The organism is Paenibacillus sp. GYB003 (genome assembly GCF_036577625.1).
GTDB lineage: Bacteria > Bacillota > Bacilli > Paenibacillales > NBRC-103111 > Paenibacillus_AB.
Window position 1 is genome coordinate 197,398 of the sequence record NZ_JARBDC010000052.1, and the last position, 26,210, is coordinate 223,607.

At 57.8% G+C, this 26,210-nt stretch carries 21 protein-coding genes; 18 read left to right on the forward strand and 3 right to left on the reverse strand.

All coding sequences use genetic code 11. From position 1 onward, the window contains the following. Window positions 1–18 precede the first annotated feature (18 nt). From PV407_RS17850 to PV407_RS17885, 8 genes are all read left to right on the forward strand, one after another. Window positions 19–288, forward strand: a complete 270-nt coding sequence (locus tag PV407_RS17850) for a PTS sugar transporter subunit IIB (protein WP_332091286.1) — start codon at window positions 19–21, stop codon at window positions 286–288. A 27-nt stretch (window positions 289–315) separates the two neighbouring features. Then, a complete protein-coding gene (locus PV407_RS17855; RefSeq protein WP_332091287.1) occupies window positions 316–1,611 on the forward strand; it encodes a PTS ascorbate transporter subunit IIC in 1,296 nt (431 codons plus the stop codon). Window positions 1,612–1,797: 186 nt separating this feature from the next. Then, window positions 1,798–2,790 (forward strand): phosphotriesterase family protein, encoded by a 993-nt coding sequence (locus tag PV407_RS17860; RefSeq protein WP_332091288.1) that lies wholly within the window; start codon window positions 1,798–1,800, stop codon window positions 2,788–2,790. Between the two features lie 251 nt (window positions 2,791–3,041). Next, a complete protein-coding gene (locus PV407_RS17865; protein ID WP_332091289.1) occupies window positions 3,042–3,782 on the forward strand; it encodes a creatininase family protein in 741 nt (246 codons plus the stop codon). Window positions 3,783–3,814: 32 nt separating this feature from the next. Then, window positions 3,815–4,549, forward strand: a complete 735-nt coding sequence (locus PV407_RS17870) for an SIS domain-containing protein (protein ID WP_332091290.1) — start codon at window positions 3,815–3,817, stop codon at window positions 4,547–4,549. Between the two features lie 18 nt (window positions 4,550–4,567). Next, a complete protein-coding gene (locus tag PV407_RS17875) occupies window positions 4,568–4,834 on the forward strand; it encodes an HPr family phosphocarrier protein (protein WP_332091291.1) in 267 nt (88 codons plus the stop codon). After that, a complete protein-coding gene (gene ptsP, locus PV407_RS17880; protein ID WP_332091292.1) occupies window positions 4,834–6,642 on the forward strand; it encodes a phosphoenolpyruvate--protein phosphotransferase in 1,809 nt (602 codons plus the stop codon). Before PV407_RS17875 ends, ptsP begins: the two co-directional genes overlap by 1 nt. A 474-nt stretch (window positions 6,643–7,116) precedes the next feature. Then, on the forward strand, window positions 7,117–7,425 hold the full coding sequence (locus PV407_RS17885) for an Ldh family oxidoreductase (protein WP_332091293.1): 309 nt from the start codon (window positions 7,117–7,119) through the stop codon (window positions 7,423–7,425). Between the two features lie 112 nt (window positions 7,426–7,537). Here the strand turns inward: PV407_RS17885 and PV407_RS17890 are convergent, their stop codons facing one another. Then, the gene (locus PV407_RS17890; RefSeq protein ID WP_332091294.1) at window positions 7,538–8,437 is read right to left on the reverse strand and encodes an AraC family transcriptional regulator; all 900 of its coding nucleotides are present in this window, start codon (window positions 8,435–8,437) and stop codon (window positions 7,538–7,540) included. Between the two features lie 231 nt (window positions 8,438–8,668). Between PV407_RS17890 and PV407_RS17895 the strand changes: the two genes are divergently transcribed. Next, a complete protein-coding gene (locus PV407_RS17895) occupies window positions 8,669–10,000 on the forward strand; it encodes an ABC transporter substrate-binding protein (RefSeq protein ID WP_332091295.1) in 1,332 nt (443 codons plus the stop codon). Here the strand turns inward: PV407_RS17895 and PV407_RS17900 are convergent. Beyond that, complete coding sequence (locus PV407_RS17900; protein WP_332091296.1) at window positions 9,997–12,096, reverse strand: multicopper oxidase family protein; 2,100 nt, start codon at window positions 12,094–12,096, stop codon at window positions 9,997–9,999. The genes PV407_RS17895 and PV407_RS17900 overlap by 4 nt on opposite strands. A gap of 138 nt (window positions 12,097–12,234) precedes the next feature. On the opposite strand from PV407_RS17900, the gene PV407_RS17905 reads away from it, so the two are divergent. Next, the gene (locus tag PV407_RS17905) at window positions 12,235–12,933 is read left to right on the forward strand and encodes a response regulator transcription factor (protein WP_332091298.1); all 699 of its coding nucleotides are present in this window, start codon (window positions 12,235–12,237) and stop codon (window positions 12,931–12,933) included. Then, window positions 12,923–14,263: a sensor histidine kinase gene (locus tag PV407_RS17910; protein WP_332091299.1), complete on the forward strand. Its 1,341-nt coding sequence runs from the start codon at window positions 12,923–12,925 to the stop codon at window positions 14,261–14,263. Before PV407_RS17905 ends, PV407_RS17910 begins: the two co-directional genes overlap by 11 nt. A gap of 84 nt (window positions 14,264–14,347) precedes the next feature. On the opposite strand, the gene PV407_RS17915 is transcribed toward PV407_RS17910, so the two are convergent. After that, complete coding sequence (locus PV407_RS17915; RefSeq protein ID WP_332091300.1) at window positions 14,348–17,083, reverse strand: DUF6528 family protein; 2,736 nt, start codon at window positions 17,081–17,083, stop codon at window positions 14,348–14,350. Between the two features lie 284 nt (window positions 17,084–17,367). Here PV407_RS17915 and PV407_RS17920 point away from each other — a divergent pair, with 284 nt between their 5' ends. The 7 genes from PV407_RS17920 (at window position 17,368) to PV407_RS17950 (ending at window position 26,193) form a co-directional block, all read left to right on the forward strand. Next, on the forward strand, window positions 17,368–19,134 hold the full coding sequence (locus PV407_RS17920) for a sensor histidine kinase (RefSeq protein ID WP_332091301.1): 1,767 nt from the start codon (window positions 17,368–17,370) through the stop codon (window positions 19,132–19,134). Beyond that, window positions 19,119–20,798, forward strand: a complete 1,680-nt coding sequence (locus tag PV407_RS17925) for a response regulator (protein WP_332091302.1) — start codon at window positions 19,119–19,121, stop codon at window positions 20,796–20,798. Before PV407_RS17920 ends, PV407_RS17925 begins: the two co-directional genes overlap by 16 nt. 130 nt (window positions 20,799–20,928) lie before the next feature. Continuing rightward, complete coding sequence (locus tag PV407_RS17930; RefSeq protein WP_332091303.1) at window positions 20,929–22,596, forward strand: extracellular solute-binding protein; 1,668 nt, start codon at window positions 20,929–20,931, stop codon at window positions 22,594–22,596. Between the two features lie 89 nt (window positions 22,597–22,685). Then, a complete protein-coding gene (locus PV407_RS17935; RefSeq protein ID WP_332091304.1) occupies window positions 22,686–23,579 on the forward strand; it encodes an ABC transporter permease in 894 nt (297 codons plus the stop codon). 14 nt (window positions 23,580–23,593) lie between these two features. After that, entirely contained in the window at window positions 23,594–24,478 is an 885-nt protein-coding gene (locus PV407_RS17940; protein WP_332091305.1) for a carbohydrate ABC transporter permease, read from the forward strand. A 9-nt stretch (window positions 24,479–24,487) separates the two neighbouring features. Further along, window positions 24,488–25,294 carry a sugar phosphate isomerase/epimerase family protein gene (locus tag PV407_RS17945; RefSeq protein WP_332091306.1) on the forward strand — a complete coding sequence of 269 codons (807 nt, stop codon included), beginning with the start codon at window positions 24,488–24,490 and terminating at the stop codon, window positions 25,292–25,294. Then, complete coding sequence (locus tag PV407_RS17950) at window positions 25,291–26,193, forward strand: DUF6528 family protein (RefSeq protein ID WP_332091307.1); 903 nt, start codon at window positions 25,291–25,293, stop codon at window positions 26,191–26,193. Before PV407_RS17945 ends, PV407_RS17950 begins: the two co-directional genes overlap by 4 nt. Window positions 26,194–26,210 lie beyond the last annotated feature (17 nt).

A 26,210-nucleotide genomic window follows, 5' to 3' on the forward strand; every position in this document is an offset into this window, starting at 1 on the left:
TCCAAGGAGGATACCGACATGGTCAAACTGTTGTGCGTTTGCGGACTCGGTCAAGGAACGAGCCTTATTTTGCGGATGAATGTGGAGACGGTGTGCCGCGATCTCGGCGTTCAGGCGGATGTCGAGCATACGGACGTTTCGTCCGCGAGCGGCGTCGCCGCCGACTATATTTTGACGAGCAACGAGCTGGCGCAAAGCTTGCAAGGCCATTCTGCGAAAATCGTCGTCATCGACAACTATTTCGATATGAACGAAATCAAGAGCAAACTTAGCGAAGCGCTTCAATAAGAACGATAACGGAGAGAGGGATTGGCGATGGATATCATTTTCTGGATTGCCACGAACGTATTCGGCACGCCGGCCATTCTGCTCGGGGCGATCGTACTGCTCGGCCTGCTTCTGCAAAAAAAGACGACGAGCCAAATCGTCAGCGGGACGTTCAAAGCGGTCATCGGTTTCTTGATCATCGGCGCCGGTTCCGGCGTCATCGTAAACGCGCTGAACGTGTTCGAGCCGATGTGGAAAGAAGTGTTCGGGCTGGAATCGGGAACGCTGGGATCGTTTCTCGGCCAGGAAAAATTTAACGCGCAGTACGGCAGCGCTGTTACGCTGGCGATGTTTCTCGGCTTCCTGATCAACGTGCTGCTCGCCCGGTTTACGAAATTCAAATATATTTATTTGACCGGTCACATGATGTTTTGGACGTCGACCGTGTTCGCCGGGGTCGTCGTTCATACGGCCGGGGACGTGGCGTTTTGGAAGCTCGTTCTGTTTTTGGCGGTCGTGCTCGGATTGTACTGGACGTTCCAGCCGGCGCTGACGCAGCCGCTGATGCGGAAAATTACCGGCAACGACAATATCGCGCTCGGCCATACGTCGGCGTCGGTCGCGCTGCTCGGCGGCTTGCTCGGTAAAGCGTTCGGCAACAAGCAGAACGATTCGGAAAAGCTGAAAGTGCCGAAAGGGCTCGAGTTTTTGCGCGATTCGAACGTCATTACGGCGCTCAGCATGGGCGCGCTGTTTCTGATCGGCGCCATCGTCGTTTCGTTGAAAGGAACGCCGGGGGCGCAAGAGCTCGTGAAAAAAGCGGGCGATCAAAACTTCATCATCTATTCGATCGTTCAATCGTTTACGTTTGCCGGCGGCATCGCCATCGTACTGATGGGCGTGCGGATGTTTATCGGGGAGCTCGTCCCGGCGTTCAACGGGATCGCCACGAAAATCGTCCCGGGCGCCAAGCCGGCGCTCGACAGCCCGGTCACGTACCCGTATGCGCCGAATGCGGTCATCCTCGGGTTTATCGGCGGCTTCGTCGGGGCGCTGATCTGGCTCGTCGTACTCGGCAACACGGTGTCGTACGTGTTCGTTCCGACGATGATCGTGCTGTTTTTCCACGGCGCGACGGCCGGCGTGTTCGGCAACGCGACCGGCGGTACGCGCGGCGCGCTGCTCGGCGGCTTCGCGACGGCTACGATCGTCGCCTGGGGACAGTTCATCATGGTGAAGTTCCTTATCTCGTCGACGATTCCGGATACGGCGATGTGGGCGGCCGACTCGGACATGTTCATTATCGGTCCGATGATCAGCTTCCTCGCCAAGCTGCTGTTTTAACGGATTATTCGGTTTCGCGGCATACGGAAAGGCGGCTTCCCGCGGGAGGCTGCTTTTCCAGCCGTATGGCAGGCAGCTTACGAAAGGGACGATGCCGTCCGGACAAACGTTGCCGGTACGCGCGAATCTCGTTTGTTAGATGCATTAATTGTTAATGTCATTAAGTTTGGAAGGGAGTAGGGAGACATGAGCTTTATTCGGACTTTGGAGGGAGACATTTCGCCGCAGTCGCTCGGATTCACGTATTCGCACGAGCATATCGTATGCCGGCCGGCCTTCTGGGCGGAACGGGGCGAGTCGGACTTGCTGCTGGACGATCCGGAAAAATCGAAGCTCGACGTCGCCGATTTCAAAGCGTGCGGCGGCGAAGCAATCGTGGACGCGACGGCGGTCGATTACGGCCGCGACGTGGAAGCGGTGCGCCGGATCGGGCTCGAAACCGGCGTCAAAATCGTCGGCACGGCCGGGTTCAACAAAAGCTTTTTGTGGGACGCCCGGATCAAGGAGGAGCTGAAGCCGATCATCGGCGATTACGCGACGTACGCGGAATGGATCGACAAGGCAACGATCAACGAGCTGACCGAGTTCGTCGTCCGCGAAGTCGAGGAAGGGCTGGAAGGGACGCCGTTCAAAGCGGGCCAGGTGAAGTTCGGCACCGGCTACAACCGGATTACGCCGCTCGAGGAGAAAACGCTGCGCGCCGTCGCACGGGCGCACCACGAGACGAAGGCGCCGATTCATTCCCATACGGAGGTCGGCACGATGGCGCTGGAGCAGCTCGAGCTGCTGCGGAGCGAAAACGTCGACCTTCGCTACGTCAGCCTCGGTCATATGGACCGCAACCCCGATCCGTATTTGCACGAGCAGCTCGCCAAGGCGGGCGTTTATCTCAGCTTCGACGGTATCGGCAAAATCAAATACGCGCCGGAGAGCACCCGCATCGCGTTGATTCTCGAGCTCGTGCGCAAAGGGTACGAGGATCAAATTTTGATCAGCGGCGATACTGCGCGCAAGACGTACTACAAGCATTACGACCACGGCCTCGGGCTGGAGTACATCAAGGCGAAATGGCTGCCGCGCTTCGTTGATGAAGCGAACCGGGCCGGCTTCGACGGCGACATGCTGGCGGACAAATTTTTCGTGAAAAATCCGGCGGCTTGCTTTTCGTTCAAAAAGTAAGTCGTAGGACGAGATAGTGCTCGAAGGAGCGTTATCTCGGCGGGAGCGCGACAATTTTGCAGGTATAGTGTTCGAAAGAACACTATCAACGCGGATTCGGGGCATCGAGCACATGAATAGTGCCGGATAGTGTTCAAAGCAGCACTATCTCGACGGGAGTGCGTCATTTTTGACGGTATAGTGTTCGAAAGAGCACTATCGGCGCGGACTCGGGGTCCATCGAAAAGCTACAGGAGAGGAGGGCGTACGTCGTGCAATTTCAATACGAAAACGCTTATGACGTGAAGGCGCGCATCGCCGAAAAGAAAGTCGCGATTTTGCCGGTCGGCGCCGTCGAGGCGCACGGTTCGCATCTGCCGCTCGGCACCGACAACTTGCTGGCGGAGCGAATGGGCGCAAAGCTGGCCGAGCTGACGGACAGCTACTTGCTGCCGACGCTGCCGTACGGCCAAGTATGGAGCTTGCGCAACTTCCCCGGCAGCCTGAGCGTCTCGAACGAGTCGATGGCGATGCTGCTGACCGACATCGGCGAAAGTTTGCATCGTCAAGGCTTCCGCGTTTTCGTCATGCTCAGCGGCCATCTCGGCAACGGTACGGCGCTGAAGGAAGCGGCCCGGCGGCTGTACGAAAAAACGCCGGAGCTGAAAGTGTACCACTTTTTCTATCCCGGCTCGAAGGAGGCGACGGCCCGCGTCCGCGAATCGTCGCCTTTGCACGGCTCGTATTTTCACGCGTGCGAGATCGAGACGTCGTATATGCTCTATTTGGCGGACGAGTTCGTTGACATGGACAAGGCGATATGCGATATTCCCCATATTACCGAGGAAGCGGACTGCACGCCGACGCCGTGGGAGTCGTTTACCGAAACGGCGGTGCTCGGCGATGCGACGCTGGCGACTCGCGAGAAGGGCGAAACGATATTGACGGCCAGCTTGAAGGCGATGGCAGATATGGTGAACAAGGCGAAACGCGAAGCCGAAGCCGGACGTTAAGCCCGTACAGAGAGAAGGAGTGAGAGGGAACGATGATTGACGCTTATTTCCAATCGATCGAAACGATGCTCGGCCGCGTGCTGGCTTCGGAAAAAGACCGGATGCGGCAAGCGGCGTCGAAGGTGGCGGACTGCATCGCGGAAGGCGGCATCGTCCATTTGTTCGGATGCGGCCATTCGCATATTTTGACGGAGGAAGTGTTTTACCGCGCCGGCGGGCTCGTGCCGATCCGGCCGATCTTCTACGAGCCGCTCATGCTGCACGAAGGCGCGGTCCGCTCGTCGGAGCTGGAGAGGCAAAACGGTCTCGCCTCCGCTTTCATGGACGGGCAGGACATTCGCGAAGGCGAAGTGATGTTCGTGCTGTCCACGTCGGGACGCAATCCGGTTCCGGTGGACGCGGCGCTGGCGGCCAAGGCGAAGGGGGCCTATACGATCGGCATCACCTCGTTCGAATATTCGGGCAGCCAGCCTTCGCGCCACGTCAGCGGCAAACGGCTGTCCGACGCGGTCGATCTGGCGATCGACAACAAGGCGGCCAAAGGCGACGCCGTGCTGACGCACGAGCGGGTGAAGGTGCCGTTTACACCGACGTCGACGGTCGTCGGCGCGACGATTTTGAATGCGGTGTTCGCGCAGGCGATCGCCGATTTGGCCGAACGCGGCATCGAGCCGCCGGTTTATTTGAGCGGAAATATCGACGGAGCGGACGCGCACAACGAGGCGCTCATCGCCCGATATCGCGGGCGCATTCCGCTGCTGTCTTGACATAGGGAGGAAAACGGCATGATCAGCAAAGAGTTGACCGTATTGAACGAGCAAGGGTTTCACGTCCGTCCGGCGCAGCTGTTTACCGAGAAGGCGGCGCAGTTCGAGTCGAACGTGCGGGTGCGCAGCGAAGCGGGCGAGGCGGACGGCAAAAGCATGCTGGAGCTGATGACGCTCGGGCTGGCGCGGGGATCGCGCCTGACGGTGGAGGCGGACGGACCGGACGAGGCGGAAGCGCTGCAGGCGCTGGCCGGACTGATCGAAGACCGTTTCGGTGAAGACTGATGGCGGGCGAAACGATCATTGCCGGCATCGGCGTCTCGGAAGGCATTCGGATCGGCCGCGCGTACCGGCTGGACGAACCGGCCGCCGCCGGCGGGACGTCGCGCGAGGCTGAGTCCGCGTCTTCCGCTGCCGGGCGAAGCGGCAAACAATCGCAGCCGGCCGCCGTCGGCGAAGCGCCTTCGCCGCTCGACGCGGCGGCGGAGGAGCGCCGGCTGGAGCAGGCGCGCGACCGCAGCGCGGAGCAGCTCGAGGCGCTGGCCGAGCAGGCGCGCGAGCGGCTCGGCGACGACAAGGCGGCGATCGTCGTCGGCCAGCGCAGCTTCCTGAGCGATCCGGCGTTTTATCCGGCGATCGCGAAGCTCGTGCGGGAGGAAGGCCGCAGCGCGGAGGAAGCGGTGCGCGAAGTCGTCGAGCGGTTCGCCGGGAAATTCGAGGCGATGAGCAACGCGTACATGCGCGAGCGGGCGGCCGACATCCGCGACGTCGGCAAGCGGCTGCTGGACGCGCTCCGCGGCGAAGACGCCCAGGCGGGCCTGGCCGGGCTGCGCGAGGAAGCGATCCTGGTGGCGGAAGACTTGTCGCCGTCCGAGACGGTGCAGCTCGACAAGCGGTACGTGCTCGCGTTCGTGACCCGCACCGGCGGCAAAACGTCGCACACCGCCATTTTGTCCCGCTCGCTCGGCATTCCTGCGGTCGTCGGCGCGGGCGATCCTTTGGACGCCGTTCGCACCGGCGACACCCTCATCGTCGACGGAGCGTCCGGCCATTGCATCGTCAGGCCGGACGAGACGACGATTCGCGAGTACGAGGCGCGCATGGTCGCGGAGCGGGACCGGCTCGCCGCGGAGCGCGAAACGCGGCTGCGCCCGGCGCAATCGGCGGACGGCCGGCGCGTCGAAATCGGCGCGAACATCGGCACGGTCGCCGAGGCGGCGAACGCCGCGGATAGCGGAGCCGACGGCATCGGCCTGTACCGCACCGAGTTTTTGTTCATGGGGAAAGACCGGCTGCCGGACGAGGAAGAGCAGTATGCCGCCTACCGCGAAGTCGCCGTGCGAATGGAGGGCCGGCCGGTCGTCATTCGCACGCTCGACATCGGCGGGGACAAGGCGCTGCCGTATTTGGATTTGCCGAAGGAGGCGAACCCGTTTCTCGGCTACCGCGCCATCCGCATCGGCTTGGACCGCGAGGAATGGCTGCGTACGCAGCTGCGGGCGATCGCCCGGGCAAGCGCGCACGGCGACGTTAAAGTGATGTTCCCGATGATATCGGGACTGGACGAATGGCGGCGGGCGAAGCGGCTGTTCGACGAAGAGCTGGCAAAGCTCCGCCTCGAAGGAAAGCCGGTCGCGGAACGGATCGAAACCGGCATTATGGTCGAAATTCCGTCGGCCGCGCTGCTCGCAGACCGGTTCGCCCGCGAAGTCGATTTTTTCAGCATCGGCACGAACGATCTCGTGCAGTATACGCTGGCGGTCGACCGGATGAACGAGAAAGTGGCGCCGCTGTACGACTATTTCCATCCCGCCGTGCTCGAGCTGATCAAACGCGTGATCGATGCGTCCCATGCGCACGGCAAATGGACCGGCATGTGCGGCGGCATGGCGGGCGATCCGCTCGCGGCCCCGCTGCTGCTCGGCTTCGGGCTGGACGAATGGAGCATGGACGCCGGCTCGATCCCGAAGGTGAAACGCGAGCTGGCCGGTCTGGACAGCGGCGCATGCCGCGAGCTGGCCGAACGCGCGGTAACGCTCGACACGCCGGAGGCGGTCCGGGCCGAGTTGAAGCGGTACGCAAGCAAGGTCTAACGAGAAGAGAAGGACGTCTGCAAGCAGACGTCCTTCTTCGTCGTTTTCGGCCGTTTCTTCGGCAACCCGCGGCGTTTATCCTGCATCCGGCAAGGCAATAATGGTAAACAGCGAAAAGTGGAACCGGGGGACTGAGCCTGTCGGTCACCAATAAACCGTTGACGGTACATGACGATTTCGTGGCATCGGCGAACGTGCTTCTTCGGACCGACTTGCCCCGCAATTTGGAGCAAATCAAGCACGACCTCGGCGAAAGCGACGACATCGTCATCCGCGAAATCCGTTCGCGTGCCTCCGACGAGCCCGCGGCGGCCGTCGTCTATACGGACGGCTTGGTGGAAGCTTCCGCAATCAACGATTTCATAATGGAGGCGCTGGCGCTATCCCTCGCAAGCGGGGAGGAAGGAGCCGTCCCGGATACGTCCGCGTTGGTCCGAGCGCTTGTCGCATCGGTCGGCTCGATTCAAAGCCGGCATGCCCGCACCCAAAGCCGATGTATTGGCGGATCTTTTGGTCAAAAACGATCTCCGCGGCGTATTCGGCCACGGTTCGAGACAGATCGCCGCTTACGCGCGCATCATGCGCGACGGGTTGATTAACCCGAATCCCGAGCCGAGAATCGCAACCGAAAGCCCGGCCGCGGTTGTTGTCGACGGCGTCGGAGGTCTCGGCTATTTTCCGGCCTATAGGGCGGTGGCGGAACTGATCGACCGGTGCAAAGACAACGGAATCGCCGCGACCGTTACCCGCAATCACGGTCATATCGGCGCTGCATCGCGATAACGAAGAAAACGGGCGTCCATACGGGCGCCCTAATTGTGTTGGCAAAAGAAACGCAGCAGTCGACATCAGGGCGGCTGAACATGCAGCTCCCGATTTGCGAGATGTTTCCGATTCATCGGTACTTCGTCCGGTATTCCGAAGGGGTCATGCCCGTCTTGCTGCGGAAAGATCTGGAAAAATAATGGATCGAAGAGTAGCCGTACTTTCGCGCGATTTCGGTTATGGTGAGATCGGTGAGGCATAGATCGTCGGCAATACGGAGAAACTGGACTTGCCGGATATACTCATGGGGCGTATACCCCGTGTCCTTCTTGAACAAATCGTGAAACCGGCTTTTTCCCAGTCCGAGCTCCTTCGCCAACCGATACAGCGCCGGCTCGGTTTGTTCCGGCGGCAGCCGTTCGAGCGTTTCGAGAATTTTCCCGATTCGGGGGTCGTGCGTCAAATCGGCTTTCGCGGCAAACGACAGGTAGTGGTGAAGAAAGGTTTGAAACGCTCCGTTATACTGCAAAATGTCGATCGGATTTCGATCGTCGAGCAGCTCCGGCGGAGGGGTCAGCGCGTTGAAATAGGATACCCATAACGGGATATTGTTCACGCGGGTCACTTCTTGAATCCGCAAATCCGGAAGAGGGGAAGCGAGTTCTTCCCGGAACGAACCGACCGCGGTAAAATAGTTTCTCTGGTAGCGAAATTTCGGTCTGCTGACATAGCTCCAGTCGAAATAGGCGCAGCGCTGAACCATCGGCTGTTGCCGATCCGATTCCCAACGATGGACGGCTCCGGCGGGAATATAAACCAGCGTTCCGGGAACGAGCGGATGCTCGTTGCCGTTTAGCCGCAATATTCCGACGCCGGATTCGACGAGCACGACGACATGGGCGTAGCATTTGCGCAGCGGGCTCGATTCGTTTGCGGCGAATTCGTATTTTTGCGCAAACAGGAGAAGCGGATTAAATTCCGAATAACGCGTCAAATAGTCCATCCTGAAGCGGTACACCGGAATCCTCATGCATTGCACCTCCTCTTGCAGGCTGATTTCATCTTAAATGGGGCAGCTCTTTCCAGCAAGCCCGCATCGCACAAAATGATTGGAAAAAAGGATAAATGTCGCGTTCCTTCGCCAAAGACATTCCCTCCGTCGATTTCTATAATGAACGTATGTGAAAGGGCTTTCCCAAATGAAGAGAGGGGTGTTTCTGTGGTTCGCCAGAGCAATCTTTCGGTTATGCGGATCGCCGGATTGACATCATTTTTGCTGCTTGCCGGTTGCGGACGGCAAACGGACGGCTCGCCGGCCGTTTCGAAGCCCGCCGGGCGGTCCGACGCCGGGACGACCGTCAACGGGACGACGCTCGATACCGGACTTACCGCCCGCTTAAGCCTTTACATGGATCTAAGCCTGTCCGATGAATGGCTCCGGCAGTTCGTCATTGATCCGGTGCGGAAAAAGTTTCCGAATATGACGATCGACATCGTCCGCAAAAAGGAGGGAGCCGGCCCCGGCGACCTGGTCGCGGCGGGGAGCTTTCCGGATTTATTATACAGCAGCACGCCGAGGCTGACGCAATATCGGGATCTGGGCTTGCTTTACGATATGAGGGAATTGAGTAAAAAGCATAACGTTCCCCTCGATCGGCTGAACAAGCCGGCTCTGGACGCACTGGAACAGTGGGGCAGGGGCGGAGAGCTGTACGGCCTGCCGTTGTGGGTCAATTATACGGCTTTATACTATAATAAAGATCTTTTCGATCGTTTCGGCGTACCGTATCCGAAGGACGGCATGACGTGGGACGAAACGATCGAGCTTTCCAAGCGGCTGACGCGAAGCGACGGCAATACGGCCTACCGAGGGCTGGATATCCACGACATGAACGGCCTATACAGCCAATTGTCGCTGCCTTACGTCGACCCGAAAACGGACGCCGCGCTTCTCGATACCGACGGGTTCAAAACCGTTTATGCGACGATGCAGAAGCTGTACAGCATTCCGGGAAACGGGAACCGGACACCCGCGAAGGACGCCTTCTTGAAGGACATGACGCTCGCGATGTGGCCGATGTATGCGGACGTTCCCGCCTGGATCAACGATTTGGTCGCCAAGGGCACGCCGTTTAACTGGGATATGGCGCAAATGCCGAGTTTTCCCGCGAGGCCGGGAGTCGGCTGGCAAGTCGATTCGCATAACCTTCACGTCACCAGCACCAGCGCAAACAAAGAAGCCGCCTTCAGCGCCGTCGCCTATTTGTTATCCGCGGAGCCGCAGCTGGAGCTGGCGAAATACGGACTTCCGCCTTCCTTGAACGATGACGAATGGAATCGGCACTTTGGAGAAGGGATGCCGATTTTCAAAGGAAAGCATATCGAAGCCGTTTTCAAATCGAAGCCGGCGCCGAAGTATACGATGACCCCCTATGACTCGATTGCGATGAGCGCGTTCACCGGCTCGTTTAAGGACGTCGAATCCGGAGTCAAGGACATCAATACGGCGCTGAGGGAAGCGAAAGAAACGGCCGATCGGAACATTCGCGAGAAGAAAGCAAGCGAAAACAAAGGGAACATGATCGGATTCTAATCCGGCAAGTTCCCGGACCTCGCCCCTGCTTCGTACGAAGATCGGACATTGTCGTACATGAGATGCAATATCATGCCGGTCGCCGCGTGGCCCAGGTTATGGCAATGGTCCATCCACATGCCCGGATTGTCCGCGACGAAAGCCACTTCGTACGATTCGCCGGGCAGCACGTTTAACGTATCGGTTACCCATGGCGTTTTCACTTTCCCGCCGTTTTTCTTGAGCACCGTCATATGATGCCCGTGCAGGTGCATCGGATGCTCGGCCAAACTTTTATTCACAAATGTCGTTTTGACCGTATCGCCTTCTTGGACGACGAGAGTCGGCACCCGGGGGTAGACCTCTCCATTGATCGTCCATAAAAAATGAAACTTGCCGTTATAAAAGCCCATTTCGTTACCGAGAATCAGTCGGAACTCCCGATCGAACGTTTTCGCCGCGGTTACCTCGTTTGCGACGGGACGGCCGTAATCGGACGGGTCAAACAGTGCGGATTCCGCCCGGAAGACCGGTTTCTCCGGAAACGTATCGGCATAAAAAACGATGCCCGGATTGCTGTCGTTGTTGTAATCGCCGAGTTTGAAGTAGACCGGATGGTTCGGCATCGTGAAGGTTACGTCGTACCGGCCGCCCGAACCAAGCCGAAGCGCCGTTTGATCGGACAGCGGCTGCGGGTTTCGAATCCGCATCCCGTCAATGCTTTCGATTCGGAAATCGGTTCCTTGCAAAAGGTATTTTTGCGAAAGGTTATGCGTATTGATGAGCCTCAGCTTTACCTTCTGACCCGGCTTCACCTGCTTCCACTGCACGGCATCTTGATTTCCGAAAGCATGCTTGTACCCTTGGTCGGTCGTCCAGCGATGATTGATAACGGTAAACTGTTCGTCGAAGGCTTCGGCGTCCTGTTTAGGCTCCACGATCAGCGCGCCGAAAAGTCCTTTCACCACTTGCTCCGCCGCTTGCTGATGGGAGTGGAACCAGTAGGTTCCTTCCTGATCGGCGCGAAACTTGTACGTGAATGATTGCCCCGGTTTCACGATATTTTGGGTCATCCCCGGCACGCCGTCCATCGCATTCGGCACGTTATAGCCATGCCAATGAATGGTAACCCCGCTATCGATATCTTGATTGATCAGCTTCACTTCGACCATATCGCCATGCTTGACCCTAAGCTCGGGAGCGATTTCGCCGTTATAGGTCCAGGCATCGACGACGGCTCCGGAAGCAAGCGTTATTTTTTTCCGCTGTGCCACCAGTTCGAATGTCACATCGGCAGGATCCGAAATGGTTCCTGTCAGAGCGGCCACTTCCACGGTGCCGGCCGGATGATTCGAATGATGCTGATGATGATTAGGAGAGCCCCCGGACATCCGGGTAGCCGTACCGCCCCCTTCGTCAATCCGGTCGTGATTCATCATGTCGGACGCTTCCGGCAGCTTGGAGGCGTTGACGCCTACAAGTACGTTGAATACGAGGATGGCGATGGCTACGGCGAAGGAGAGCATGCTTGCAAATGCGAATTTTAGCAGCCTGGCAGCAAACCCGCGTTGAAGCTGTTCCCCCCGTATAATCCGAAGGTATCTTCTTCTTGCCCATATAGCCGGCACAATCAAAAGGAGCGCAACCAGCATGAACCGCCGAACGATCTCAACCGGTCCGGGCAGCACCGGCTGGGCAAAGACGGTGCCGAAGGCGGAAATGCCGGAGGCGAGCGCTGCCGCCAAAAAGGAAAGCGCCACAGAAGGACGGGCCACCGTGCGCAGCGCCGTCTGCGTCGGCGGTTCCCCGCCGGATTCCCGCAAGCTTTTCAGCTTAGGCAGTATCGTCGACGCCAAATACAATTGAGGGAGCAGCGTCAAGGGGATAAGCGCTTTGACGGTGCCCTCCACAAACAGCCAGCCGCTTGTAACGAGCCGGCCGACGATTGCCGTGTACCACAGCGCGCTTAGAAGCAGCGCCGCGCCGCCCGTCCAGAGCAAGAAGGTTTTTCTGGCTTTCAAGCTTCGGTTGGTCGGGCAGTAGGGGAGCCCTACCGCCGTTATGCCGGCAATTCCCCATAGCAGGGTCATCCCTACCGTAAAAATGATGCTGTCCATGTTCAAATCCTCCCGACGGCTTCTTTGCTTTCTATCGTACCGGCGAAATGTTGCGAACTTGTGGTGAAACTATTTACACATTGTGGGGCTGCCGATATTGTATAAAGGGGAACGAAGAACGACGTCCAGGGGTGGGGAATGGGAATCAAGGTTCTGATCGTAGAAGATGAATTCAAAATCGCGTCGCTTATGGAATCGTTTCTTCAAGCCGAAGGCTACGAAGTCTTGACCGCGACGGACGGCAAAACCGCCTTGCAGCTTTATACCGTACATAAGCCGGATATCGTTCTGCTGGACTGGATGCTTCCGCAAATGAACGGACTGGATCTATGCCGGCAGCTCAGACAGACAGGGGCTCCCGGCATCGTTATGGTCACGGCCAAATCCGAGGAAACCGACAAAATCGTCGGCCTCGAAATGGGAGCGGACGATTACTTGACGAAGCCTTTCAGTTTGCGGGAGCTTTCCGCACGCATCCGCTCGTTGTTGAGACGACTGAACAGAAGCGACAATGACGGTTCCGGCCATGTGCTGCGAAGAGGCGATCTTACGATTCACGAGGATCGTTTGCAGGTATTCAAAGGGGCGGAGGAGCTGCATCTCACGCCGACCGAATTCAAGCTCCTGCACCTGCTGGCGTCAAAGCCCGGTCGGGTGTACAGCCGCATGCAGCTGCTGCAGCATGCTTTCGTGGAGGAGTTTATCGTCGACGAACGGACGGTCGATTCCCATATCAGCAAGCTTCGAAGGAAGCTCGAGGGCGGCAGCCGGAGCTCCGACTATATTCAAACGGTTTACGGATTCGGCTATCGTTTTGGAGCGGAACATGAAAATTAGAACAAAGCTGATTTTGTCGATGACCGTTTTGCTCGTCTTCATCCTGCTCTTTCCGCTGGCTGTCACGCATATTCAATTTTATATTTCCCGGGATTACGCTTATCGGGAAAATAAAGCCGCCTTCGAAGCTTTGCGGGAGGAATTCGGCCGGTATTACACGGAGCATGGCGATACATGGGAACGGGTAGAGAACGCTTCGTTCGAATCGATACGCGATTTTGCCGAAGTTCTCCTGTACGCGGACGGATTTCCGCTGTACCGGCAAGGCCGTCTGAGCGTCGACGAGCTTCGGAATGACGGCTACCCGTTGGTGATCCGCTCGGGCCAACAAAAGGTAGGCCGTCTTTATGTGATGAACGGCGAGCAATACAAAACCTACGAGTTCAAAAAAGAGTGGTACGGCATCTTGCCCAATATCGGCATCGCGTCGCTGCTCTTCACCTGCGTCGCCGCCCTGCTGTCCATCTTTTTATTGTCGTGGAGACTGACGCGCCCCATTCGCATAATTATCCGAGGGATCGAAGGCGTCAAGAAAGGGGACAACGCCGCAGTTTTCCCCGTCCGAAGAAAGGATGAATTCGGGTCGATCTCGAGGGCGCTCCGGGACATGAACGAATCGTTGGCGGATGCGGAACGTGCCCGGAAGCAGCTTCTGTCGGACGTCGCGCACGAATTGAAAACCCCGCTCATGATAATCCAGGGAGAGCTGGAGCTGGCCCAAGAAACGGGGGCGCAACTGACTCCGGATAAACAATCCTCCATCCTCGACGAAGTTTTGCGGCTGTCCCGATTGGTCCATGAGGTGCTGGATTTATCCAAGCTGGAGGCAGGCATGGCGGAGCTTCGTCGGGGACCGGAGAATCTCGCGGCGCTGCTCGAGGATTTGACGGAAAAAACCCGGTTTTTGGCGGAGGAAAAGCAAATCCGGTTCACATTGCAGACAACGGAGGACGAGATTCGCGTCTCTGCGGATAAATCGCGCATCCTCCAAGCTTTGTACAACCTGCTAACGAACGCTATTTATTACACGAACCCCGGCGGTCTGATCCGGGTATCGCTTGATCGGGTGGAGCTGCCGGATAAGCATCAACAATATGCGCGAGTCCGGATAGAAGATTCCGGAGTCGGCATATCCGAAGAGGATCTCCCCCATATTTTCGACCGTTTCTACCGGGCGGACCACGCCAGGGCGCGACCGACCGGCGGCACCGGGCTCGGGCTCGCCATTGCGAAGCAAAATATTGCTGCTCATCAGGGCTGGATCGACGTGCGGAGCGAGGAAGGGCAAGGATCCGAGTTTATGGTTTATTTGCCCGTCATTTCTTCTTAAATCGGGATTCATTGCGGCGCGGGAGCGACCCCGGCGATGTTCGGCGCAGCAGGGCCGGCGGATCGTCTCCGCCGGCCCCGGCCGTTAAGGCATGCCCCGTTTCGACTCGAAACGAATGTCGGATACGGTCGTTTTCGTATAAAGCCCGGCATCCTCCGAAAACGCCGCAACCCCCGCCCGGAGCGACTTCTCCAGATTAACGCTCATCCCCGAACGGCCGGGATTGCCATTGACGGGCACCCATGCGCCGTTTTTCTCGTAAAACCCGACAAACCGGTTTCCGGTTTTCTCCAGCTTCAAGCGGACGGGGAATACGGTATAGTCTCCCTTGATTTCTTGAATCGCGCCGGCTTTCGTTCGGGCCGTCATCACGATACGTCCTTGCGGGTTGACCGTTAAGGAGACCGACGGTCCGAACGAATCCGCTTCGCCTCCTTCGCGGAACATAATTCCGGCATGACCGTTACGGCCGTTCGCGGTTTTATATACGGCTTGTATGACGCTCGTCACGGCGATCGGGTTCGCGGCCGCAACGTCCCGGTACACGAAAACGAGGTCGTCGCGATCGGCCCCGAAGCCCGTGCCGTTCGCCCGCAGTTCAAACCCGTCCTCCGTCGCCGAGATCAACCCGTGCGCTTGTCCGTAAAAATCGGCGTTCCACGGGGCAGGGAGACTTTCGACGACGATTTCGCATCCGCCGCTTTCGACGATCCCGTCGCTTTTCGTCACGGCGACGGCAATAACGGCCGTTCCTTCCGCATGAGCGGTCACGACGCCGTTCTCATCGACGGTCGCAACGGCGGGATCTTGGCTTGCATATCGGATACGGGCCCCGCTTAATGGGTCGATTTGTCCGTCGCGAGTCCAGCCGACAACCGCAATCGTTCCCGTTTTGCCGACCAGCAGCCTGGAAGGCACCGCCCATATCGACAACGGGCTCGTACGCGCATAAATCTCGATCTCGGCGAACTGCATATGATAGTTGCCGAACGGGTCGCCGGTCAAATTGGTGCCCACAACCTTCACATAACGCGCCGCAGTGGCGGGAAACGCGTATTCCAGCATGCCGCCGGGCTTGGTCGCCTGATGTCCGACTACCGCGACCGACCAGCTGACGTTGTCCTCCGAAACTTGGATCGTAAAGTCGGTCGGGTACCCCAATCCGGCGTTTTTGCCGTCCGCCCGCGGATACAGATCGACCGTATTGATGGTGTAGACGCCGCCCATATCGATTTGGATCCATTCCGTATGGTTGTTCTTGATATCGTTGTAGCTGGTCCAGCCCATCGAGCTTGAAGTCGACGTTCGCAGCCCGTCGGTCGCCGCGCGGGCGTACCAGCCGGACCTGCCGTAATCGCTCGAAGCGGTAACCGTCTTGTGCAAGGCCAAGTTCGTATACGGTCCGACAATCGGCGGCTCCGGCGGAAGCCGCTCGGGCATTTGATAGCGGAAATCGGCGGGCAGCGCATACAGCCTCGATTCTCCCGGCGTCAAAGCGGTTGTCAGCATTGCCGAACCGGCATCGTAATCGGTTGCGATCTCCGCGCCCGTTTCCTTCGACACTTCCGTTACCGAATTGATTTTGCGGTCCGCGTCAACATGGAGGACGGCCGTTTGCGTCCGAGCCAGGGAAAGATTGACGACGGACAAATAGCTTCTTCCGTTTGCCGGATCGACGAAGCGAGAGATGGCGATAGGACCTTGATCGTTGTCGACGCGCACGAAGTAATCGTCGGGGAGCTTCGTCAAGCCGCCTGCCGCGCCCGCGCTCCCGGCGTAAAAGCTTTCCGCGGCGGTCAACCGCTTCAGGACGGCTGCGCGCAAATCCGATCCGCCTTCCCAAATGCGTGCTTTGTAGATGGCGGAGCCGGTCGCCGTACGCGTCGAGTCGGGCGAGAACAGGTCGACGGTATCGGTGCACCAGCCGTTTATTTTGCAGCTGCCCGGGGGCGTCTTCAGATTGTCCGGTCGCGTCTCCACGATTTGTCCCGAAGGCAATTGGCCCACGGACTTGACGAACGAACGGTTTGCTCCGTCCGGCGCGGGCGTAAACGTCTTAGCGGCTATGTCGTATACGTACACCTCGGCGTTCGTGCTGACCCACAGCTTGTTGGGGTCGCCGGCGTAGGCGGCGACATCGTGTCCCCACGGACTGGGCAATACGGCTCTGCGGCCGGTTTCCTCCGTCAAGGTCGGCTTCGCATCCGTTCCGCCCACGCGGAGCGCCGTCAAAATATGCTGCTTCGCCCCGGCATCGTGCCCGATGACCCACAGCAGCTTGTTCGCCTCGTCCCAGTGGGTCGCATGGGCGAAGTCGAGCTTGAACTCGGCGTATTCAACGGCATCGGGGCCTTGCGAGGACGCGTAGACGCGCACCCATTTGCCATCGCTGGCGGCAACGGCGATATTGCCGTTCGGAAGAAGCTCGGCGGAATGGGGGTTGCTCCCGATGCCTACGTCCGCCGCCCATATTCTCGTGCCGGACGGGTACGAAGCGACGGTGGCCAATTGTCCGGCCGTAGCGACGAGCACGCGTCCTTTCAGCTTGGCGTCCGAAGGGCCGTTCCACAGGCTCGCCTCCTTGGGAGAGTAGCCCAAAGCCGTACCGGGCTTCCAGGACCATACGAGCGCTTCATCGCGATCCCAGTCCGGAAATGCCGGATCGTACGCTTCAATGGTGTTGGTTGCCTGATCGGTTATGGCGACGAGACAGCAGGGCGGGGCGGCGGCTTCGGTTTTCGGGTCCGAATCGTACCCGTTCAGAACGCCGGCCGCCAGCATGGCAATGACAAGGGCCGTTAAACGCAGCAGATGTTTCATATTGAATCCTCCATCATGGATCTTTGTTGTCGACCGTAAGAAGCCCGTCGTCGATTCAGCGCCTCGACCTACGCGAACCGGCCGTCCTCCTTTGCTTTATAGTGGATTGCGCCTTCATTTTATGCCCCGCGACCGATCGATCAAAATAGTAATATTTCGATATTCGTTGCCCGATTTCTACCGATTTCGTATTTTCGGGCCGGCCGGAACGCTACGTTCTTCCCCGGCGGTGCCGGGGATGGTACAATCATCGTGAATTTCGCCGTTGAAAGCGAGGAGCATCCATGAAACGGAAACGGTTCAGGCGTCCGAAAATGAACATCTACTTGCGTCTCGTGTTTACGCTTTTCATTATCGTGGCCCCTTTGTATACGGTAAGTCTCCTGCTGAACGGCTCGGGCGAGGCTGCGGTGAAAAGCGAAATATCCAATTCGATGCTCGCCAAAGTGCATTTTTATTTGGGGCTTCTCGAGCTGGATATCAGCAAAATCGCCAAGCTCGGCAGGGAATATATAGCGGATGACGACATCGGCAAGCTGAGCGTCGCCGCCCATGTCATGCCCGACTACGAGAAGACGAGAGCGATGCTGCGTCTTCAGAAGCAGCTTCTCCTGCTGAAAGCGTCCAGCAGCTATATCGCGAACGCCAGCATTCACATTTCGATGCTGGATCGTACGATTTCCGCCAACAACATGGTCGACCGGATTCCGATGGAGGAATTCGAGGCCTTGTCGGTCTCGTCCAACCGTTTCAACTCCCCCTTTATCACTTGGCGCAACCGTATGTTCATTACTTATCCTTACCCCGAGTACGCTTTATCGGACCGGAAGCCGGCTTTTCTGGTCGATATCGAAATCGATCGGAAAGAGATCGAACAAGTGTTGCGGCAAATGCACGACAACAAAATGGGCGGTTCGCTTCTGGTCGATACCGATCTTCAATGGAGCATTTCCGGCAGCGGTGACCGGAACAAGGATCGGGCTTTGACGGATTGGGTGAAGGGCAAGCTGTCGGCCGGCTTGTCGCAAGGCGTCGAGTCGGCCAAAATCGGCAATGAAAGCTATTTCATCAGCTTCGAGCATTCGCGCGTACTCGGGGCCGCGCTGGTCGCCTATTTGCCCGAGAACAGCGTCATGGCGCCGCTCGATAAGCATCGGCTCTGGTTTTGGCTGCTGTCCGGCATCTCGGCGATCCTCATCGCTTTTTTCTCTTACGTCATTTACCGATTGATTCACCGCCCGCTCCGGACGCTCGTGCGAGCTTTCCGGGCCGTGGAGCACGGGGATTTCAACCAAACGGTCCGTTACCGGTTCAAGGACGAGTTTTCGTACCTGTACTTCCAGTTCAATGCGATGGTAGAGCGCATTCGGGTATTGATCCACGAAGTTTACGAGCAGCAGTACCGGGCCCAAGTTTCCGAATTCCGGCAGCTTCAATCCCAGATCAATCCGCACTTTTTGTACAACAGCTTTTTTACGCTTTCGAGAATCGCCAAAAACGAGGATTACGAAAACGTGACCCGGTTTACCCGCTATTTGGGCGAATATTTCCAATTTATTACGCGCGACGGCGCGGGAGAAGTGACGCTGGAGACGGAATGGAACTTCGCCAAAACGTTCGTGGACATTCAGTCGTTTCGTTTCTCGACCCGGATTGAAGCCCGATTCGGGGCGATTCCGGAGGCATGCGGGAACATGGCGATACCGCGGCTGGTCATTCAACCGATCATCGAAAACGCATACAATCACGGGCTGGCCAACAAGAAAAAAGACGGATTAATCGAAGTCGCGCTGCGACGACAGGAACGGCATATTTCGATTTCGGTCGAGGATAACGGCGAAGAGCTGACGGACGACAAGCTGAGCGAATTGCAGGCGCAGCTGCTTTCCAAATCCCCTTTGGAGACGACAGGACTCGTGAACGTTCACCGGCGACTTCAAATCCGTTTCGGCGAACAGTTCGGATTGCGCTTAACCCGCAGCCGTTTGGGCGGGTTAAAAGCGGAAATCATCATTCCGGCGGAGGAGCAGACAACATGTACCGATTGTTGATTGTGGACGACGAACCGATTATCGTGGACGGCATTTACCGGCTCCTTCAGGAGGAAGAGGAGCTGGAGCTGGATCTCTACCGAGCCTATTCGGGAGACGAGGCGATGGAGAAGCTGAACGCGATGCGATACGACATCGTGCTGTCCGATATCCGGATGCCGGGCATGTCGGGGTTGAAGCTTCAGGAGAACATGATGACGCGGTGGCCGGCATGCAAAGTCATTTTTTTAACGGGACATCCCGATTTCGAATACGTACAAGCGGCGATGCGCAACAAAAGCGTCGATTATATCCTGAAAACGGAAAGCGACGAAGAAGTCGTCCGCAGCGTGGCCAAGGCGGTCGAAGCGCTGAACGCCGAAAGGCTGAACGCGAAGTTTCTGGACAAGGCCGCGGAGCAAATTCAGTTGGCCATCCCTTCGCTGCAGAGGGAGTACATGCTCGGGATATGCGAAGGCACGAAGTCGGTAGCCGCCCTGAAGCCCGAGCTGCTGCGGGACTTGTACATTCCGCTCCGGCTGGGGGAGCCGGTTCTGCCCGTGATCGGGCGGGTGGACGGCTGGCCAAGCCGGATCATGAAAGCGTCGGACAAAACGCTCATGATGTACGCCATCCACAACATCGCCAAGGAGCATTTGGCCTCCTGCTCGTTTCACGCCGTCAATGCGGATCAAAACCGCTTCATCTGGCTGATACAGCCGGGCGAACAAGCGGGAACCGGCTTGGACGACGCCGATTCGGCTTGGAGCGGGACGATCCGGCTCGTGCACGGCACGCTGGAAGTGATTCAGTCGACGAGCCTGCAGCTGCTGGATGTGCCCGTCTCATTCGCGACGGGGAAGACGGCCGCGGAATGGGGCGACCTTCCGGCCTGCTACGCCATGCTCCGCAACGGGCTCGGACGGGGGCTCGGAATCGGCCGGGAAACGATGATTATCGTGGACAAGCGGCAGGAGGACGTCGCGCTCGAGGAGGGAGAAAGCCGGAAGCAGGCGATCCGAAATTTGACGAAACGATTGACGGGCTCGGACGGTTATATCGAGAGCGGCGACAAGGAAGAGTTTATGAAACGGATGGTCGAAATATCCGGGCAAATGGACGACTTGTACGACGATACGGGCTTTTTCCTGGAAGTGTACTACGCGATCGCGTCCCACCTGCTTTCTCAAGTGAATCGCTGGGGAGGCGGGCACGACGAGGTTCCCGACGTGCAATTGGACAAGCTGTCCCGCTATGAGCTGCACGCAACGAGAAGGGAAGCGTTCGACTATTTGATACAGACCGCGGTGCGGCTGTTCGAGGCTCGCGACAGCGAAAAGGCGGAGCGCACCCATCAGGTGGTGGATGCGATCAACCGGTACGTGGAAGCCCATTTGGAGCACGATCTTTCGCTTACCGCGATTTCGGAAGTCGTCTATTTGAATCCGTACTACATGTCCAGGCTTTACAAACAAATTACCGGCCTGAATTTGTCCGACTATATCGCCGACGTGCGTCTGAAAAAAGCGAAAGAACTCGTCGCCGGGTCTCACCTGAAAATGCATGAAATCGCCAGGCTGGTCGGATACGAATCGCCGGCTTATTTTACGCGGATTTTCAAAAAAAAGACGGGGTGGACCCCTCAGGAATTCCGGGAGCAAAGGTCGGCCCGCCACGAACCGTGACGGGCGAAAACGATGTGGTGCAAATCGGGCAAGGGAAGTGCAAATGTTCATATAGGAACGAAAATAGGGCCTCCCTATAATGGAACTTGTAAGACATCCGATAGGTTACGAGATAACGGGAGGTTGCCACATGAAGCATTTGAAAGCGTCTTTATCGCTTGCCGCAATCGGTACTCTGCTCGTCGCATCCGCGTGCGGTTCCACCGCTCCTTCGGACGAGAAGCCGAAAGCGGGCGAACCGTCCTCGACGGCGCCGGCCGCGCCCGCAGGTCCTTTGAGCAAATATCCGACTCCGATTGAAGTGACCACCGTCCGGAGCGTAGACGCCTCCATCAAGTTTGTCGGGAGCGATTCGATCGACAACAACGAATGGACCCGGGCGTACTCGGACGAACTGGGCATCAAGCTGAAGTACAAATGGATCGCGACAAGCGGGGAAGATTCGTCGCAAAAAATGAACGTCATGATCGCGTCGGGCGATCTTCCCGATATTATCCCGGTGAACGCGATCCAGCTGAAGCAGCTTGTCGAGGCCGACCTGATCGCCGATTTATCGGACGTATACGCCAAATACGCTTCGCCGCTTGCGAAAAAGTTCATGGAAGGGAACAGCCCGGAGCAGCTCAATTCGGCCAAATTCAACGGCAAGTTGATGGCGATCCCGAACACGAATTCGTCGATCGACGGAGCCTCGATCCTTTGGGTACGGACGGATTGGCTCAAGAAGCTGGGGCTGCCGGAGCCGAAGACGATGGACGACGTCGTCAAAATCGCCGAGGCGTTCGCCAAGCGGGACCCGGACGGCAACGGGAAACACGATACGTTCGGATTGGGCATCAACAAAGGCATCGGCGGCGGCGGAATTATGGGATTGGCCGGCTATTTCAACGGCTTCCACGCATATCCCGGGTCGTGGGTGAAGGATGCATCGGGCAATCTCGCATACGGCTCGATCTTGCCCGAGGTGAAGCCGGCGCTGCTCAAGCTGCAGGAGATGTACAAAGCCGGCTTGCTGGATAAAGAGTTCGGCGTGAAGGACGGCAACAAAACGGGCGAGGATGCGGTAGCCGGCAAAATCGGACTGTATTACGGAGCGATGTGGAACCCGATCAATCCGCTGCAAAAAGGGAAAGATCTCGATCCGAGCATGGAATGGGGAGCGTATCCGATCGTATCCGTCGATGCGAAGCCGGCCAGGCCGCAAGTGGGGAATCCGGTATTCGCCTATTACGCGGTGAAGAAAGGCGCCAAAAACCCCGAAGCGGTCATGAAGATGGTCAACCTGTTTATCGAAAAAGGATGGGGCGAGAAACAAGACTTCGACAACTATTTTACGTCCAAGGACGGCATCGAGCTGTTCAAGCATTCGCCGTTCAACGCCTGGTCCCCGACGAAAAACTTGGAAGTGCATTTGGCGGTCGTCAACAGCCTGAAAACCGGCGATACGTCCAAGCTGAACGGGGAACAAAAATCGACCTACGACAAAATCAAAAAATTCAACGAAGGCGACAACAAAAATTGGAACCAGGCGCGCGTGTTCGGCGAGTCGAGCTCGTTTGCGGTGATCAACCAATACCAGAACCATAATTTGCCGTTGATGAGCCAATTTTTCGGGGCGCCGACCAAGACGATGGGCGAGAAAAAAGCGACGCTCGATAAGATGGAGCTGGAGACGTTTACGAAAATCATTATGGGCGAGCCGATCGAAGCTTTCGACAAGTTCGTGGACGATTGGAAAAAGCTGGGCGGGGCCGACATTACGAAGGAAGTCAACGAATGGGCCAAATCGGCACGGTAATGCCGGCATGCATGCGAGAGCTGCGGCGGGGGCGGTCGCCTTCCCGCGGCTCTGTTATTGCCCGACGTTCGAAGGGAGAGGATGAACCGATGATAAACAAATGGCGGCACGAGCTGCCGCTTCATCTCATGTTGCTGCCGGGACTCGTCATCCTGCTCGTTTTCAGTTATTGGCCGATGGTCGGGATCGCGATCGCCTTTCAAAAGTACGTTCCGGCCAAAGGCTTATTCGGCTCGGAGTGGGTCGGTCTTAAAAACTTTTTGTACGTATACAACTTGCCGGATACGTTTCAGATCGTCTACAACACGATCTATATCGCCGTGATGAAGATCGTCGCCGGGCTGATCGTTCCGATCGCGGTCGCGCTTTTGCTCAACGAGCTGGCGAGCGAAAAAATCAAACGAAGCATCCAAACGTTGATCTATTTGCCGCATTTTTTATCGTGGGTCATTTTGGGAGGCGTTCTGATCGACGTCTTGTCGTTGAAAGGAATCGTCAACCAATTGGTCGGACTGGCCGGAATCGACCCGATCTATTTTCTCGGCGACAACGACTGGTTTCCTTACGTGCTCGTCGCCACGGACACATGGAAGGATTTCGGCTTCGGCACGATCGTCTATTTGGCCGCTCTGACCGGCATCAATCCGAGTCTGTACGAGGCGGCCGTCATGGACGGAGCGAATCGATGGAAGCAAACGATCCATATTACGCTTCCCGGCATCATGCCGGTTATCGTTCTCATGACGACGTTAAGCTTGGGAAACGTGCTGAACGCCGGGTTCGATCAAGTTTTCAATTTGTACAGCCCGCAAGTGTACGAGAGCGGAGACATTATCGACACGTTCGTGTACCGCATTGGACTGATCGATGCGCAGTACAGCGTGGCGACCGCCGTCGGTCTTTTTAAATCGGTCGTATCGCTTCTGCTCATCTCCGTATCGTATATGCTGGCGTATCGGTTCGCCGGATACCGGATTTTTTAAGGAGGAACGCGCATATGGTCCAAAAAACGGGAGCCGGCCGAAAGCTGTTTGCGGCATTCAATTATACGTTTCTGATCGGACTCGCCGTTCTTTGTCTGCTTCCGCTTGTTCACGTGCTGGCGGTTTCGTTCAGCTCCAGCGCGGCGGCCATGGGAGGCATGGTGAAATTGTGGCCTGTCCAATTCACGACCAGCGCCTACGAGTTCGCCCTGCAAAAGCCCGAATTTTTGACGGCTTTGATCGTCACGGTGAAACGGGTGGTTCTCGGCACGTCGATCAGTATGTTTCTCACCGTTCTGTCCGCCTATCCTTTGGCGAAGGAGAGAGCGAAGTTCAGGTGGAGAACGGCGTATGCATGGCTGTTCGTATTGACGATGCTGTTCCACGGCGGCTTGATTCCTTGGTACATGACGATCAAAACGCTCGGAATGCTCGATTCGATATGGGCGTTGGTATTGCCGGGAGCGGTACCGGTATTTAACGTGATCTTGCTGCTGAACTTTTATCGGGGACTGCCCAAGGAGCTGGAGGAATCCGCTTTTATGGACGGCGCCGGCCACTGGACGACGCTTTGGCGCATTTACGTGCCGCTTTCGACGCCGGCGCTCGCCACGATCGGTCTGTTTACGATCGTCGGGCACTGGAACAGCTGGTTCGACGGACTGATTCTGATGAATTCGCCGGATCATTATCCGCTGCAAAGCTACTTGAGAACGATCATCGTCGGCCAAGATTTGACGATGCTGACCTCCACCGATTTGACGCTGCTGAACGAATTGTCCGAACGGACCGTCAAGACGTCGCAAATTTTTCTCGGTGCGCTGCCGATTATTATGGTGTATCCGTTTCTTCAGCGATTTTTTATTAAAGGCATCGTAATGGGCAGCGTGAAAGGATGAGATTCGAAGATGGAACATGATTTCGCGAATAAATCGGCCCCCCGCTCCTGGAAGGTGGGCACCTCCTTCAGCCTGGCGAATCCGATCGACCTGGTCGCGGTGAAGGAAGCGGGATTGGAATGCATCGAGCTGACCTGGCAGCCGCTCCGCCTGTCGGACCGGGACGTCCGGCTGGCCTGCGACGAGGTCGTAAACAAGGCGCGGGAGCTCGGGATCGAGCTTTGGTCGCTGCACATTCCGTTCGGGACGGAGTGGGATCCGTCGAGTCCGGACGCCGCCGTCCGCGAGCGCGTCGTTAGCCAGGTTCGTGCGGTGCTTTCCAGCGCCGACGCCTGGAACATTCGAACCGCCGTCATTCATCCGAGCTGGGAGCCCGTCCCGGCCGAGGAGAGGTCCCGGCGCTTGGAGTTCGCGAGGCAAACGCTCGGCGTTTTGTCCCGCGAAGCGGCCGAGCTGGGCGTGAAGCTGGCGGCCGAATGTTTGCCGCGGACCTGCCTCGGCCGTTCGGCGGACGAGATGGACTATTTGCTGGCGGACAACCCCGAGCTGGGCGTATGCTGCGACGTCAATCATCTGTTTCAAGAACCGCCGCAGCAATTTATCGAACGGCTGGGCGGGCGGATCGTGACGACCCACATTTCCGACAACGACGGCACGGACGAGAAGCATTGGATGCCCGGCGAAGGAATCATTGCGTGGGACGAGGTGATCGAGGCGCTCGCCAAGACCGGCTATCGGGGACCGATCGTGCACGAGGTGAGAAAGCCGGATCCGTTTCGGCTGGCCGAGAATTGGAGAAAGGTGTTGAAGTCATGATGAAGGCCGAAACGGGGCGGCGGCTGCACGAGTACGGCATTGCCGTGACGGACCAGGCTGCGGAGCGGATATCGGTATACGATCCGATGATAAACGACTGGAACGAAAGTGGGGCCATCCTATGGTCGTGGGCTCCTTCCGGGACAAACGGGTTTGCGGAGCTTCTGCACGGATGGGGGCTGCCCTCCGACGTCAAGCTCCGCGAAGGGAGAGCGGGCGGGACGTACATGGTCGTAACCGACTCCCGCGGACTGGCGGCGATCGTCCCTTATCCGTCGGGCGACCGCAGAACGTGGGGAGCGATCGTGGGAGGCAACCCGCATGCGGCCGAGCTGCTGCCCGACGGGAACATCGCCGTCGCCGCCAGCGCGGGCGGCTGGGTCCGGGTCTATGCGGCGTCGCAAGGGCCGGACGCGGCCGACTATGCGGAATATTCGCTCCCGGGTGCGCACGGCGTGCTTTGGGATCCCCGGCTGCGGCTGCTGTGGGCGGTCGGCGACTACGACTTGATTGCGCTGAAGGTGGTCGGAACGGCCGAATCGCCGGTATTGGAGGAAGTGCGGCGATCGAGACTGCCGACCGACTGGGGACACGATCTTTTTGCCGTTTACGGAAATACGGACAAGCTGTGGATTACGACCCATTCGCATGTGTATCAGTACGACAAATCGGGCGATCGCTGGTCGCTGTCCTATGAAGGCGCAAGCGGGATCGACGGACGAGGGGTGAAAAGCATCGGCAACCAGCCGTCCGGTCTTGTCGTCAAGACGAGTCAAAAGGCGGGCACCAAGTATGCGTGGACAACGGATACGGTCGACATGCACGTTCCGAACGATCGGCGAACCGTTGCCGGAGGCGCGTTTTATAAAGCCCGCGTATGGTGTTCCGATTATCAATGAGAGACGAAACGGAGGAT